Consider the following 15302-nt stretch of genomic DNA (forward strand, 5'->3'; position numbering starts at 1 on the left):
TGCATGGGGCACCATTTTATCTAAAATCACCAAGCAATTTCAGGAAATAGCGCCCCTCAGGGGCCGACGGCGAACAACTGTCCCATCGCAGGCTGCATGGACTCGTTCCGATGGAGACTTCCGCTCGAAAACCGTTCTTATCAGAACTTGTAAGCTACACCCAACTTGATTGTCCCAACGGTCAAACTGTCCTTTGTCCCCGCATACCACGAGTTTCCCTGATCATCCGAGAAGTCGAGATCGCGGGTCTTGCCGTAATCGGCGTAAAGGTAGTCTGCGCGCATCACCCAGTTTGGGGACAAGCCGTATTCCACGCCCAGTCCCGCAGCCCAGCCTACTCTCGTCTGAGACTTGCTATAGGTATTTCCCGCGATATGCGTCCAACCGTCTTCAAAGTTGGAAAGCGCCACGCCGGCGGTGACATATGGAAGAAAAGCGTCGAAGGCGTAGCCCATTCGCACAAGCGCCGAGCCTTGATTTTTCAGTTTGCTGTAGCCGACGAAATTGGGATCAACACTGCCGGAATTGGTGCGGTGGGGGACATTGTCCGAATCCGCAAAGCTGTACGTGCCGTTGACTTCGACGCCAGCTACGATGTTGTTGCTGAACTGGAAATTATACCCCGCATAGGCTCCGATCCCGGCACCTCGCGGGTCATAAATGAAGTACTCATGGTTGTTTGGGTCAAAGGACGCGTCGTCGTTCCTGGTCGCAGCCTTGCTGCGACTATAGCCGGCATTCAACCCGATATAGAATCCGCTCCAATCATATCGAGCACTTGATCGAACGCTGGCCTGAGATGCTTGAAGTGCGGCATCGTCAGCGAGAGCATCAGACATCAGCAATGGGAAAAACGCCCCAAGGAGCGGGAGGCATTTCATTGCGACCCCACGATAAATCCGCACGCGATTCATTTTGCGCCCCAAAATCAGCATCTAAAGCCACTTTGGGTATTAACCTTGCCTAGCGCTGACTACACTTCCCACTGTGCGCCAACTGACAGCCTTAAATGGCAGAAGAGAAATCTTCCCCCATCAATGGGACGGAAGCCAGCTCATTTCGATTGCTAGTCACAAATAGCTGGCTTCAATCCAGATGCGATGGCGGCGTCGCTACGGCAAGGCAGACGATGATACCGTCAAGCTGATGTCCGCCGCGATGTCGCTAGGAACCCGGAGATGAAATCGACGGCCTCGTCGCCGCTTCTCAGGCCGAGATGAATGCTCTTGGCTATTCCGATCTTCCCGATCCGGACCGCACATACGCCTAGCTCGGCTGCCTCCTGGCGAACGAGCCAGCTCGGAATGGCGCTGACGCCGCGACCTGCTGCAACGAGCTGAAGCATCATCTCCGTGGTCTCGACATTTCGGTGGTGTCGCGGGCGGCAGTGGGCGGGAACCAGGAATTGCGTGAACACATCCAGCCGCTCCGGCGGCACCGGATAGGTGAAGAGAGTTTCCTCCAGCAGATCCGCAGGTTCGGCATGGTCCTTGAGCGCAAGCGGGTGATCCGTCGGTACGGCGAGTATGAGTTCATAATCAAACACCGGCAGATAGTGGATGCCCGGCGCCTCGATCGGGTCCGGGGTGATCAGGATATCGATCTCGTATCCTGCCAGCGCCGCAACCCCGCCGAAGGCAAACGATGTCGTCAGCTCCAGGTCGACGTCCGGCCAGTCCACCAGGTAGGGTTTCGTGACCCCCATCAGCCATTGGTGGCAGGGATGGCATTCCATGCCGATTTTGAGCGAGCCCCGCTGTCCCTGGCGGTAGTCGGACAAGACGTCTTCGGCCCTCTCCATCTGGGGCAGAACGCGTTGCGCCAGTCTGACGATGTAGCGGCCGGCCTCGGTGAGGCGAAGATTGCGTCCGTCCTTTTCCCACACGGCGACGCCGTAGCGCTCTTCGAGCTTTCGGATCGTGTGGCTGAGCGCGGACTGGGTCACATTCAGCCGTTCCGCCGCCGCCGTCAGGCTGCCCATGCGGTCGACTTCGCGCAGGATCGACAGATGTTGTCTGTCCAGCATGCTCATGCCCTCCCTTGTTCGAGGGCAACGGCTGTATCATGGACAGGAACCGGCCGGTGGTCCTTGTCGATTGCCACCATGCTGAAGCGCCCCGTGGCTGTAACGTGCCGCTCGCCCGTCAGCAGGTTCTCGGACCAGAGTTTTGTCTCGATGGACATGGAACTGCGGCCGACGCGCTCGACGCGTGCCTCCGCCTCGACGATTTCACCGATCTCGATTGCCCTTGCAAAGTCGATGCGCTCGGACGATGCCAGCACCACCAGCTTGCCGGAATGGCGCGACGCTGCAACGAAAGCGGCCTTGGTCATGTAGGCGATTGCCTCGCCTCCGAACATCCGGCCGGCGCTGTTTGCCTGATCCGGGAAGACGATATCGACCATCGTGACGGCCTCGCTCGGTTCCGGTTCCTCAGCAGGTAGGAGTTCGGGCAGGCCATAGCGCGCCGCATCCTCGCCTTCGGGTATGGCGACCATGTGGAAGATGCCGCGCGTGCAGGTGTGCCGCTTGCGGCCGACAATGGTCTCCGCCGCCATTTCCACCTCGACGGTCAGGGAACGGCGCCCGGCCTTGATGGGTATCGCCGTGAATTCCACGATGTGCCCGATGCGTGCGGGCTGCTTGAAAGCGATGCGTTCGCAGGAGGCGGTCACGAAGGGCGCCCGGCCGAAGCGGGTCGCCGCGATGAAGGCGACGCGGTCCATGAGGGCAAGGCCGGTTCCCCCGAAAAGGGTGCCGTGATGGTTGGTATCTCCGGGAAAGACAATGTCGACAAGACGGGTTGTCGGGCCGCTCCGGGCGGGCTTTCCTGTCGTCGTGGTCTCTGTCATCGGCGCTGCCATCAGGTTGCGGCAGGGCAGGACATGACGCAGAGACGACGGCACGGGAGTACCGACGCGAAAGCGGCACTCCGGGACACCCCGCCCGTGGACGTTATCTATCGCGGCAGGTCTCCTGGCTTGCGGGTCGTTGCTTCCGTCCGTCTTCCCGAGAAACGCCTCAGTGACATGAATGGACTTTCGCTCGCCGCTTACAGTTGCGGGGGCAGCTTCGGATTCGGGCCATGCCCTCACCGAGATTCCCTCTTAGCTCCGGACTTTCGCCCGCAGAACCACGATAGGGAACCAATGTCGCATGACGGCGAGAGGGTCAAGGCGCGTGTCACGTGAATGTGCCGGAGATGTCCATCGCGCTGAAGCCTGCCTCCTTGAAGCCGCGGCTCATGCCCACGGCATTGCGAATTCTGGCCGGGGGGAGCGTTGCGCAGAACCATGAGCATGTCTCATGCTTCAATGAGATAAAACCATTTTTTGCCAATGCTTTCGTCAGCTACATAGCACGCACCGCCGTTAGCTTCAGAGAGTACGAAGACTGCTGACTGAGAAAACCGGAAAAGAAGATTGGAAGCCCTGATTATCGGAAAAAAGATACAGGGTTTTTCTCGGAAATCAGGATACGATCGCGATGAAAAACGATTTTACATTTACGATAAAGAGTATTTCCTTCGATGAGGATTATTCCCCATCGGAAAATACACGGATCACGACCAATTTTGCCAATTTGGCCCGAGGGGAAAGCCGCCAGGAAAACCTGCGCAACGCCTTGCGGATGATCGACAATCGTTTCAACGCCCTGGCGCATTGGGATAACCCCAACGGCGACCGGTATTCCGTCGAACTCGAAATCATTTCCGTCGAGATGAACATCGACGCGGGGGGCAAGAACGAAGCCTTCCCGTTGATCGAGATCTTGAAAACGAACATCGTTGATCGAAAGACGAACGAGCGCATTCAGGGCGTTGTGGGGAATAATTTCTCCTCTTACGTGCGGGATTACGACTTCAGCGTCTTGCTGCCGGAGCACAACAGGAACCGCCCCGAATTCAGCACGCCGGAGAATTTCGGCGAGCTGCATGGAAACCTGTTCAAGGGCTTCCTGAATTCAGAGGCCTATAAAGAGAATTTCCATAAGCCGCCGATTATCTGCCTGAGCGCTTCCAGCAGCAAGGCCTATCATCGGACTGACAATCATCACCCCATACTGGGTGTCGAGTATCATCAGAGCGAGTTCTCCCCGACCGACCAGTATTTCAAGAAAATGGGCCTGCAGGTTCGCTATTTCATGCCGCCGAACAGCGTTGCGCCGCTGGCGTTCTATTTTCTCGGCGACCTGCTTGGCGATTACACCAATCTCGAGCTTATCAGCACCATCAGCACGATGGAGACGTTCCAGAAGATCTACCGGCCCGAGATCTACAATGCCAATTCTGCCGCGGGCACCTGCTATCAGCCGAACCTGAAGCACTCGGATTATTCATTGACGCGCATTGTCTATGACCGGGAGGAGCGCAGCCGCCTGGCTGTTGAGCAGGGAAAGTTCGCCGAAGAGCATTTTATCAAGCCATACAAGACCATTCTCGATCAATGGTCTGCCAACTGCGTTCTTTGACGAACGGAAAATACAAGGTCGCCTGCCATGAAAAAACTGTTGCCCACTTCCACCGCCGGCAGCTTGCCGAAGCCCTCCTGGCTTGCGCAGCCCGAGACGCTCTGGTCCCCCTGGAAATTGCAGGACGAGCAACTGACGGAGGGCAAGCAGGACGCCCTGCGCTTGTCTCTGGACGACCAGCGGCAGGCCGGCATCGATATCGTCAGCGATGGCGAGCAAACGCGCCAGCATTTCGTGACGACATTCATCGAGCACCTCGACGGCGTTGATTTCGAAAAACGCGAGACCGTTCGAATTCGCGATCGCTACGATGCGAGTGTCCCGACGGTCGTCGGCGCCGTATCGCGCCAGAAGCCGGTTTTCGTTGAAGACGCCAGGTTCCTGCGCCAGCAGACGAAGCAGCCGATCAAGTGGGCGCTGCCGGGTCCGATGACCATGATCGATACGCTTTTTGACGACCACTATAAAAGCCGCGAGAAGCTGGCCTGGGAATTCGCCAAGATTCTCAACCAGGAAGCTAGGGAACTGGAGGCCGCCGGCGTCGATATCATCCAGTTCGACGAGCCCGCATTCAACGTCTTCTTCGACGAGGTGAACGACTGGGGTGTCGCCACCCTGGAAAAGGCGATCGAAGGCCTGAAATGCGAAACCGCCGTGCATATCTGCTACGGCTACGGCATCAAGGCCAATACGGACTGGAAAAAGACGCTGGGGTCGCAGTGGCGGCAATACGAGGAATCGTTCCCCAAGCTGCAGAAATCCAGCATCGGCATGATCTCTCTGGAATGCCACAACTCTCATGTTCCAATGGATCTGATCGAGCTGATCCGAGGCAAGAAGGTGATGGTCGGGGCCATCGACGTGGCAAGCAATACCATCGAGACCCCGGAGGAAGTTGCCGCCACGCTAAGGAAGGCCCTTCAATTCGTGGATGCCGATAAGCTTTGCCCCTGCACCAATTGTGGCATGGCGCCGCTGTCTCGCCGCGTGGCAAGGGGCAAGCTGCAGGCCTTGAGTGCCGGCGCGGAAATCGTCCGAAAAGAGCTGTCCGCCTAGTCTGGACGATCTCCCGGCCACCGGGATGCGTAATCCCCGGGCGTGCCGGGGCGCATTGCATATGAACAGTGGACACTGCGTGACCGCCTCGGTTGCGCGCGTACCAAACGCACCTGAGAGGCCGACATGGGCATGGTGGACCACCGCTTCGACATTGTGGACAAGGCCGCGTTTCGCAGCGGTATGTCGCGCCTCGGCTCGGCGGTCAGCATCGTTACCACGAAATCTGGCGGCGAGCGCTACGGGTTTACGGCCTCCGCGGTCTGCAGCGTCAGCGATACGCCGGCAACGCTTCTCGTCTGCATCAATCGTGCGAGTTCGTGTTTTCATGCCTTCGAAAGCGCGCGCCATTTCTGCGTCAACACGTTGATGCCGGGCCAGGAAGACATCTCTGACGCCTTCGGCGGCAAGACGCCGGCAAAGGACCGATTTGCGCTTGGCGAATGGGGAGAGGGCCTCACGGGTATCCCGGTCCTGGCCAATGCCTCGGTCAGCTTCGAATGCGAACTTACCAATGCCGTGGACGAGGCCACCCACCGCATCGTCTTCGGGCGCATAATCGATATTCGTGAGAACGAGGAACGGGCGACACTGCTGTACTGCATGCGTCGCTATCTTGGCGCCTGGGCCCGGAATCTTTGATGAGCGGAGTTTGACGGTATTCCGCTGGTATTGATTCCGGCTTTTCCTCTCACGCAGGCAAGGCGCGATCGGCACGAACTCAACCGCGTCCGATACATGTTGGACGGTGTGCGCGGAGATAGCAGGCGAGACGATCGTGGCCGCATCGCATCGAAAGGGCGCTGCCAGCCGTCGCTCCGAAAATTTGTTCTTTAGCGGGAACAAATTTTGCGAAGCCGCATTTAATGTCGGCAACCGCAGACACCCCCGGATGCGGTTGTGAGGGGGACCCGAGAGCGATGTGCACGCTCTTGGGTCTCATCCGTTTCGGGGACTTCCACTATGATCCGAATGCGGGCAGGATCGCGCGGGCTGCGCGAACAAATCCGCCCGGCCCACGTTTCCCTGCAAAGCCTGCCATAGGAGCGCATCATGGTTTTCAAGGAAGGCACCTTCAAGGGCGAATTGCCCGAGCATTTCGACGGTCCGCATCCCGCCTGGCTGGAAACGGCGGTGGCGGACGCGCTTTCGCTCGCCGGCGATGTCGACGCCTCGGACATCACCGTGACCTGCAAGGGCACGCGGATCGTGCTTTCCGGCAGCGTCACCTCCCCGGAGGAGGCCGACCGCGCCGTGGCCGTGGCCGCCGCGATCAAGGACGTCACCGAGGTCGACAACCGCCTCTCCTGGCTCTGACCTTCGAAAGCCGCCATTGCGGTGCGGCCCTCCGGAATGCTAGTTGCAATGCAGCAAACTGGAGAGACACCGGATGCTTGCCGAAAGATCGACCTACGACGCCCTGTACCGGGATTTCCGCTGGCAGATCCCCGAACGCTTCAACATCGGCACCGCCGTTTCCGATGCCTGGGCGGCGCGCGAGCCGGACCGCGTCTGCCTCCAGCATTTCCTGCCCGACGCCCCGCCGCTCTCCATGACCTATGGCGAACTTGCCGCCCGCTCGGACGCCTTCGCCGCGGCGCTGCAGGCGGAAGGCGTCGGCAGGGGCGATCGGGTGGCGATCCTGCTGCCGCAGAGCTTCGAGACGGTGATCGCCCATGTCGCGATCTACAAGCTCGGCGCCATCGCCCTGCCGCTGGCCCTGCTCTTCGGCGCGGACGTCCTTTCCTTCCGGCTGAAGAATGCCGAGGCGAAGGCCATCGTCACCAACCGGTTCGGCCTCGAACGCCTGAAGCCCATCCGGCAAGACTTGCCGACGCTCGACATCGTCATCGCGACCGAGGCGGCCGACGATGCCGACGCGAAGAGCTTCCACGACCTTCTTGCCCGGCACGCCGGCCCGTTCGCCTCCGTCGACAGCGGCCCAGATGATCCGGCCATGATGATCTATACGTCCGGCACGACGGGTCCGCCGAAGGGCGCGCTGCACGGCCACCGCGTGCTGCTCGGCCATGTGCCCGGCTTCCAGATGCACCATGAATTCCTGCCGCAGCCCGGCGACCGCATCTGGACCCCGTCCGACTGGGCCTGGGCGGGCGGGCTTCTCAACGTTCTCCTGCCGGCGCTGCTGCTCGGCGTGCCGGTCGTCTCCTCGCCGGGCCAGAAATTCGACCCCGACATGGCCTATCGCATCATGCAGGACATGGACGTGCGCAACGCCTTCATTCCGCCGACGGCGCTGCGGCTGATGAAGACGGTCGCCAATCCGCGCGAAAAATACCGGCTCAACCTGCGCACCATCGGCTCGGCCGGCGAATCCCTCGGCCGCGAGACCTGGGAATGGGTGCGCGACACGCTCGGCATCACCATCAACGAATTCTACGGCCAGACGGAGTGCAACATCGTGCTCGGCTCGATCGGCAAGCTCGGCGTGTCGCGCCCGGGGCCGATCGGCAAGCCGGTGCCGGGCCATGTCGTCGCGATCATCGACGCCGAGGGCCGGGAGCTGCCGCGCGGCACCGTCGGCCAGGTCGCCGTGAAACGGCCCGATCCCGTGATGTTCCTCGGCTACTGGCGGAACGACAGGGCCACGGCGGAGAAATTCGTCGGCGACTGGCTGATGACCGGCGATCTCGGCCGCATGGACGAGGAAGGCTACGTCACCTTCTTCGGCCGCGACGACGACGTCATCACCTCCTCCGGCTACCGGATCGGCCCGAGCGAGATCGAGGATTGCCTTGCCGGCCACCCCGCCGTGCAGCTCGCCGCCGCCGTCGGCAAGCCGGACCCGGTGCGCACGGAGATCGTCAAGGCCTATGTGGTGCTGCGCCCCGGCGAAGTGCCGTCGCCGGCCCTTGCCGCCGAGATCCGCGAATGGGTCAAGTCTCGGCTTTCCATGCACGAATATCCGCGCGAGGTGGATTTCGTCGATTCCCTGCCGCTCACGACCTCCGGCAAGGTCATCCGCCATCTCCTGCGCAAGCGGGCGGCGGAAGAGGCGGCCCGCGCCGCCTAGTTTTAACCGGATTATACGACGCCGAAGCGATGCCCGCTTCGGCCGGAAAATGCCCTTAACGCCTGGCGAGCGAGCGGATCTTGTCCCGCAGCAACCGCGCGACATTGCGGGTATTGCGGTAGAGGTGAAGCTGTGTCGCCACCTGCCGCACATCGCGGTCGCGGTTCTGCTGCAGGCCGATGATGAGCGTGCCCATGTCCTCGCGCTCCTCCCAGAAGCGGCTCATCACCGGATGGTCGGGGATGGCGCAGGAATCCGAGCGCGCGATATTGGCGTCGTCGAGATGCCATTCGGTCAGCTCTGCAAGAAGCAGCTTGCCGGGCGAATAGCGGGCATAGTCTTCGTTATAGGCCGTCTTCCAGGTATAGGCCTCGCCGCCGGTGAGGAAGACTATCATGGAGGCGATGGCGCGGCCGTCGAGGTCGAGCGTGTGGATGCGCACGCCGTCCGTCTCGGCCAGGTTGGTGATCGCCTCGCGGGCGAAGGCGGCGCGGTAGCGGTCGTTGATCATCGCCGTGCGGCCGCGTCCCTTCCAGCCGCCCGCCTCCAAAAGCAGGAACTCCTCCATGCGAAGGCGGATATCGGCGGGCTGGCGCGCGACATTGTAGCTGAGCGCGCCGAGGCGATCGAGCTTGCGCCACTGCCGGCGCAATTCGCGGAAATGCTGCTGCGAGATCGCCTTCTGAAGATAGGTCTGGCCGTCGAGCAGGCTTTCCAGCATCGGCCGGCGATAGGTGTCGGTCACGGTGAGCGGCAGGTTCCGGCTGATGGCGACCGCGCGCATCAGCTGCGCGAAGGGACCGTTGAGGCGAAGGTCCGGCAGGACGAGCACCGGCGGCAGGCCGGTGGCAGGTCCCGCGAGCGCTTCGAGCAGGTTGTCCAGCGTTTCGGCGGCATCCTCGGCATCGACCAGCGGCGTGCCGAGCGGGCCGAACGGGTTCGACCAGGCGCGCAGGATGCTGGTACCGATGGAAAAGCCCGGCTTCTCGACCGAGAAGGGCATGAGGAAGCGCATGCGGCTGCGCCCCTCGCTCTCGTCGCGGATGACGGAGAGGCGCACCGTACGGTCCTCCAGCCGCGGCATGGCCGGCGCGAGGAAACGGCCGGTAAAGAAGATGTTCGGATCCATGACGCGGTTCGACAGGAAGTCGAGTTCCTGCTGCAGCTCGTAGCCGGCCGTCGCCGGATAGAGCGACAGCGAGCGGCCCGGGCGACCGACGGGAATGCGCTGGTCTGCGGGCGGCTGCGCAAGCGGCGCCGCCGGCGGAATCACGGCCTGGGCGCGGCCCGCCGCGATCGCATGGTCGAGGCCGTGGCTATCGGTCATGGTTGTCCATCCCGTTGGCAAGGTTCGCCCGCACCGGATCGGCAAAGGCGAAGAGAATGATCGAGAGCTTTCCGCGCACGGCGAGATGCAGCAGCACCGCCTCGACGACCATGGCGCCGGCCGTGGCGATGGCGGCGCCCGTGACGCCGAAGAGCGGAATGAGCGTGACGTTGAAGGCGACGTTCGCCGCGAAGGCCACGGCATAGACGCCGACGCAGAGCCGCTGCTCGCCCGACATGGTGAGCAATACCTCGCCGGGGCCGACGAGGGCTTTCGCCATGATGCCGGCAAGCAGGATCGCCATGAGGCTGTGGCCGGCGGTGAAGGCGGGGCCGAAGAGCGACAGCAGGAAATGGCCGAGCGCCAGCACGCCGAGCCCGACGGCTAGCGACGGCCAGAAGCTCCAGCGCACCGTCTCGCCGGCAAAGCGCGCCAGCGCCAGCCGGTCGCCAGAGGAAAACAGCGCCGAAAAGCGCGGCGCCGCGGCGGCCTTCACCGAGAAGAAGACGAAATGCACCAGCGCCATCGTCTTGGCCGCCGCGAAATAGATCGCGACGCTCTCGGGGTCGAGGAAGAGGCCGACGATGATCACGTCGGAATTGGTCAGCAGGAAGCCGAAGCCCTCGATGAGGAAGATCGGCAGCGCCGCCTTCACCCAGAGCGACATCTCGATCTTGCGGGGGCCCGCGACATAGTGCCTGCCGAGCCGCCGGATGATGTTGAAGAACTGCACGACGGTCGTCAGATAGGTCGCCGCGAGGGCCGCGACCATCGCCGTCAACGCGGTATGCGGCGCGCCCGTCCGCACGGCCAGCACCATGAAGACGAGGATCAGCAGCGGGCGGATGATATAGGTCGGGCTCAGCGCCGCCAGCGCCCAGCTATGCGCCCGCGCAGTGCTGTCCAGCACGTCGCCGAGCGCGATCATCGGCATGCAGAAGAGGCCGATGAACAGCGGCACGACATAGTAGCCGGCAAAGCTCTCATGAAAGAGCCAGAGCACGAGGAAGCCGAGGATCGCCAGCGCCGTGGAGGACAGCATGGCGAAGATGCGCGCGGTCGAGGTGAGGCCGCGGATCTCCGCATGGGCATTGCGCCCCGCATAATCCGGCAGGAAGCGCACGACGGTCGTGTGGAAGCCGAGACAGGACATGTCGCCGCAGATCACGACGAGCGCCCAGGCGAAGACGAAGACGCCGTATTCGAACTCGCCCATCACGCGGGCAAGGACGATCTGGGTGATGAAGGCGATGGCGGCGCTGGCGACACGAATGGCGAAGGTGACGAGCGCCATGCGTTGGGCGAGCGTACGGGGGTCGTTGCCGGCGGTAAGGCTCGCGAGCGTTCGCACGAACGGCTCGGCCTTGCCGCGCAGACCCGCAGGCAGCAATTTCTCCGCCGTCTGAATGACCGCCATCAACACAGGAACCCGAACGCTACGCAAAACTGATGAAGCCAGTCTTGTCAGATCAGGGTTAACAAAGGGTTGGACGGCACCCTTCATCCCCCGAAAGAAAATGCCGCCCGGAGGCGGCATTTTCAGATCGTCACGCCTGCTCGAAGGCGCCGTGGCAATGCTTGTATTTCTTGCCCGAACCGCAGGGGCACGGCTCGTTGCGCGCGACGCGGCCCCAGGTCGACGGATCGTTCGGATCACGGTCTTCCGGATCGACCGCATCGGCCATCAGGTTGCCGCCTTCGCCGAAATCGTCCTCGCCGGTCGTGCCGTCGATGTGGTGGCCTTCCATGGACGGCGGCACCGGCGCGGGTGCATCGGCGGCTTGGCGCACCAGCTCGACGCGCATGAGCTGCGCCGTGACGGTCTGGCGAAGGTTCGCCAGAAGCGCCTGGAACAGCTCGAAGGCCTCGGCCTTGTATTCCTGCAGCGGGTCGCGCTGGGCATAGCCGCGGAAACCGATGACGGAGCGCAGGTGATCGAGGTTGACGATATGCTCGCGCCACAGGTGGTCCAGCGTCTGGAGCAGCACGGAGCGCTCGACATAGGCCATGATTTCCGGGCCGAAGCGCTCGGCGCGGTCGGCGGCAGCGCCGTCGGCGGCGGCGCGCAGGCGCTCCAGGATGTCCTTCTCGTCGATGCCTTCCTCGGCGACCCACGCCTCGATGGGCAGGTCGAGGTTCAGCTGCTCGGCGACGCCCTGCTTGAGGCCGGGACCGTCCCACTGTTCGGCATAGGCGTTTTCCGGGATGTGCAGGCGCACGAGGTTCTCGACGACCTCGTGGCGCATGTCCGAAACGATCTCCGACAGGTTCTCGCTGTCCATCAGCTCGATGCGCTGCTCGAAGATGACCTTGCGCTGGTCGTTGAGCACGTCGTCATATTTCAGGAGGTTCTTGCGGATATCGAAGTTGCGGGCTTCGACCTTCTTCTGCGCGCGCTCCAGCGCCTTGTTGATCCACGGATGGACGATGGCCTCGCCTTCCTTGAGACCGAGCTTCTGGAGCATGGAGTCCATGCGCTCGGAGCCGAAGATGCGCATCAGGTCGTCCTGCAGCGACAGGAAGAATTTCGAGCGGCCCGGGTCGCCCTGACGGCCCGAACGGCCGCGAAGCTGGTTGTCGATGCGGCGGCTTTCATGACGCTCGGTGGCGAGAACGTAGAGGCCGCCGGCGGCGAGCGCCTTCTCCTTGAGTTGCTTGACCTCGGCGATGATCGCATCGCGCTTCGCATCCCGCTCGGCGCCCGGCTCCATCTCGGCGAGCTCACGCTCCAGCCGCATGTCGACATTGCCGCCGAGCTGGATGTCGGTGCCGCGGCCGGCCATGTTGGTGGCGATGGTGACCGCGCCCGGTACGCCCGCCTGCGAGACGATATAGGCTTCCTGCTCGTGGTAGCGGGCGTTGAGAACCTGGAAGTCCTTGAAGCCCGACTTCTTGAGGAGTTCGGCCAGAAGCTCGGACTTCTCGATGGACGTCGTGCCAACGAGGACAGGCTGGCCCTTCTCGCGGGACGCCTTGATCTCCTCGATGATCGCCTTGTACTTCTCTTCCGCCGTCCGGTAGACCTCGTCGTCCTCGTCGAGACGCTGGATCGGCAGGTTGGTCGGCACTTCCACGACCTCGAGGCCGTAGATGTTGCCGAATTCCTCGGCTTCCGTGGAGGCCGTGCCCGTCATGCCGCCGAGCTTGTCGTACATGCGGAAATAGTTCTGGAAGGTGATCGAGGCCAGCGTCTGGTTTTCCGGCTGGATCGTGACCTTTTCCTTGGCTTCCAGCGCCTGGTGCTGGCCTTCCGAATAGCGGCGGCCCGGCATCATGCGGCCGGTGAACTCGTCGATGATGACGATCTCGTCGTTACGGACGATGTAGTCCTTGTCGCGGGTGAAGAGCTTGTGGGCCTTCAGCGCGTTGTTGATGTGGTGGACGATGGCGACGTTCTCGACGTCGTAGAGCGATTCGCCCTTGAGAAGCCCGGCCTCGCGCAAGAGGTTTTCCAGCTTCTCCGTGCCGACTTCCGAGAAGTTGGCCGAGCGCTGCTTCTCGTCGATCTCGTAGTCGGCCTCTTCCAGCATGGGGATGAAGGCGTCGATGGTCGTGTAGAGGTCGGAGCGGTCGTCGAGCGGGCCGGAGATGATCAGCGGCGTGCGCGCCTCGTCGACGAGGATCGAGTCCACTTCGTCGACGATGGCGAAGAAGTGGCCGCGCTGGACCATCTGGCCGCGCTCGTACTTCATGTTGTCGCGCAGATAGTCGAAGCCGAGCTCGTTGTTCGTCGCGTAGGTGATGTCCGAGGCATAGGCCGCGCGGCGCTGGTCGTCGTCGAGGCCGTGCACGATGACGCCGGTCGAAAGGCCGAGGAAACCGTAGATCCGGCCCATCTGGGCGCTGTCGCGGGTGGCGAGGTAGTCGTTGACCGTCACGACATGCACGCCCTTGCCGGCAAGGGCGTTGAGATAGACGGGGAGCGTGGCGACGAGCGTCTTGCCTTCACCGGTCTTCATTTCGGCGATCGACTTTTCGTGAAGGATCATGCCGCCGATGAGCTGCACGTCGAAGGGACGAAGGCCGAGGACGCGGAACGCCGCCTCGCGGGCGACCGCGAAGGCCGGCACCAGGATATCGTCCAGCGTCTTGCCGGCGGCCAGCTGTTCGCGGAATTCCACGGTCTTGGCGCGGAGCGCCTCGTCGGAGAGCGCCTTGATCTCGGGTTCGAGCGCGTTGATCGCGTCGACGCGGGATTTATAGGAACGGACACGGCGATCGTTGGAAGAGCCGAACAACTTGCGGGCGATGCCGCCGAGGCTGACCATCAGGATGGTCCTTTCTTTGTGGGCGCCCGGCGCGTGACAGGTCGCACGATAATTGCGCGCAAAGCCGTGAAACGCCCGGAAACTGTTCTGGACGCGGGATTGCGTGACAGATAAGAGGGGGGTCGAATGATGTCAACGGCTCAGGCGGTTGCACAACGGCCACATTCTGGTGCTGTTGAGCCGTCTGGCACCGGATATCGGCCCGATTCCGGCGAGGATGTGAAAGGTCTTTTCGATATGTTCAAGTACAGCAAGCTCGCAACGGTCGCTCTTGTCGCGATCGTCGCCGCCGGCGGCATCGCCCGTGCGCAGGATGCGGCAGCCGATCCGGTCGTCGCCAAGGTCGGCGCGGTCGAGATCCACGAATCGGAGCTGAAGCTCGGCATGGCCGGCCTCGATCCGCAGCTCGCCAACCTGCCGGACGACCAGAAGCGCGTCGCCGCCCTCTCCTCGATCATCGACGTCAAGCTGCTCGCCGCAGACGCCGACAAGGAAGGCCTCCAGGACACCGCCGACTTCAAGCAGCGCCTCGCCTTCCTGACGGATCGCGAGCTGCACAACGCCTACTTCAAGAAGCACGTCGTCGACGCCGTCACGCCGGAAGAGGTCAAGGCGCGCTACGAGAAGGAAATCGCCGCCATCGAGCCGCAGGACGAGATCCGCGCCCGCCATATCCTCGTCAAGACCGAGGAAGAGGCCAAGGCCATCATCAAGGACCTCGACGCCGGCAAGGACTTCGTGGAGATCGCCAAGGAGAAGTCGACCGACCCGAACAAGTCGGAAGGCGGCGACCTCGGCTATTTCGCCAAGGGCCGCATGGTCCCGGAATTCGAAGCGGCCGCCTTCGCGCTGGAAAAGGGCGCCTATTCCAAGGAGCCGGTGAAGACGCAGTTCGGCTATCACGTCATCAAGGTCGAGGACAAGCGCAAGCAGCAGCCCCCGGCGCTCGACCAGGTCGAGCCGCAGGTCCGCCAGCTCGTCATGCGCGACAAGTATCTGGAACTGCTCGAAAAGGCCAAGGCCGCAGCGCCGATCGACATCACGGACGCCGCCCTGAAGACCGCCTATGACGCGGTCAACAAGCAGGAAGCGGAAGGCGCGGAAGACGCCGCCCCCGCGACCGAAGGCCAGCAGTAAGACGACCAT

12 protein-coding genes and 1 riboswitch are annotated in these 15302 nt (G+C 62.5%); of the genes, 6 read left to right on the forward strand and 6 right to left on the reverse strand.

The genetic code is table 11. The annotated features are described in order from the left end of the window. Positions 1-140: 140 nt before the first annotated feature. The 3 genes from DSD28_RS23975 to DSD28_RS23985 all read right to left on the reverse strand — a co-directional run bounded on the left by DSD28_RS23975 (position 141) and on the right by DSD28_RS23985 (position 2853). Entirely contained in the window at positions 141-935 is a 795-nt protein-coding gene (locus tag DSD28_RS23975; protein WP_119258951.1) for an outer membrane protein, read from the reverse strand. A gap of 203 nt (positions 936-1138) precedes the next feature. Further along, positions 1139-2026: a LysR family transcriptional regulator gene (locus tag DSD28_RS23980; RefSeq protein ID WP_119258952.1), complete on the reverse strand. Its 888-nt coding sequence runs from the start codon at positions 2024-2026 to the stop codon at positions 1139-1141. 2 nt (positions 2027-2028) lie between these two features. Further along, positions 2029-2853 (reverse strand): acyl-CoA thioesterase, encoded by an 825-nt coding sequence (locus tag DSD28_RS23985; protein WP_119258953.1) that lies wholly within the window; start codon positions 2851-2853, stop codon positions 2029-2031. 97 nt (positions 2854-2950) lie between these two features. Then, positions 2951-3154, reverse strand: a riboswitch (cobalamin riboswitch). A 333-nt stretch (positions 3155-3487) separates the two neighbouring features. On the opposite strand from DSD28_RS23985, the gene DSD28_RS23995 reads away from it, so the two are divergent. The 5 genes from DSD28_RS23995 (at position 3488) to DSD28_RS24015 (ending at position 8561) form a co-directional block, all read left to right on the forward strand. Next, a complete protein-coding gene (locus DSD28_RS23995) occupies positions 3488-4471 on the forward strand; it encodes a DUF1852 domain-containing protein (protein WP_119258955.1) in 984 nt (327 codons plus the stop codon). 27 nt (positions 4472-4498) lie between these two features. Further along, positions 4499-5527 (forward strand): methionine synthase, encoded by a 1029-nt coding sequence (locus DSD28_RS24000; RefSeq protein ID WP_119258956.1) that lies wholly within the window; start codon positions 4499-4501, stop codon positions 5525-5527. 126 nt (positions 5528-5653) lie between these two features. Next, entirely contained in the window at positions 5654-6169 is a 516-nt protein-coding gene (locus DSD28_RS24005) for a flavin reductase (protein WP_119258957.1), read from the forward strand. Between the two features lie 411 nt (positions 6170-6580). Further along, positions 6581-6844 (forward strand): BON domain-containing protein, encoded by a 264-nt coding sequence (locus DSD28_RS24010; protein WP_119258958.1) that lies wholly within the window; start codon positions 6581-6583, stop codon positions 6842-6844. Positions 6845-6917: 73 nt separating this feature from the next. Continuing rightward, positions 6918-8561, forward strand: a complete 1644-nt coding sequence (locus DSD28_RS24015) for an AMP-binding protein (RefSeq protein ID WP_119258959.1) — start codon at positions 6918-6920, stop codon at positions 8559-8561. A gap of 55 nt (positions 8562-8616) precedes the next feature. Here DSD28_RS24015 and DSD28_RS24020 read toward each other — a convergent pair whose 3' ends face one another. The 3 genes from DSD28_RS24020 to secA form a co-directional block, all read right to left on the reverse strand. Beyond that, positions 8617-9888: a GNAT family N-acetyltransferase gene (locus DSD28_RS24020; RefSeq protein ID WP_119258960.1), complete on the reverse strand. Its 1272-nt coding sequence runs from the start codon at positions 9886-9888 to the stop codon at positions 8617-8619. Then, positions 9878-11305, reverse strand: coding sequence for a lipopolysaccharide biosynthesis protein (locus tag DSD28_RS24025; RefSeq protein WP_119258961.1), 1428 nt, complete (start codon positions 11303-11305; stop codon positions 9878-9880). The genes DSD28_RS24020 and DSD28_RS24025 overlap by 11 nt, the downstream gene beginning before the upstream one ends. A 130-nt stretch (positions 11306-11435) precedes the next feature. Continuing rightward, positions 11436-14156: a preprotein translocase subunit SecA gene (secA, locus tag DSD28_RS24030; RefSeq protein ID WP_119258962.1), complete on the reverse strand. Its 2721-nt coding sequence runs from the start codon at positions 14154-14156 to the stop codon at positions 11436-11438. 237 nt (positions 14157-14393) lie between these two features. On the opposite strand from secA, the gene DSD28_RS24035 reads away from it, so the two are divergent. Then, complete coding sequence (locus DSD28_RS24035; RefSeq protein WP_119258963.1) at positions 14394-15293, forward strand: peptidylprolyl isomerase; 900 nt, start codon at positions 14394-14396, stop codon at positions 15291-15293. The last annotated feature ends 9 nt before the right edge of the window (positions 15294-15302 follow it).

This window comes from Shinella zoogloeoides (genome assembly GCF_003574625.1).
GTDB classification, from domain to species: Bacteria; Pseudomonadota; Alphaproteobacteria; order Rhizobiales; family Rhizobiaceae; genus Shinella; species Shinella zoogloeoides_A.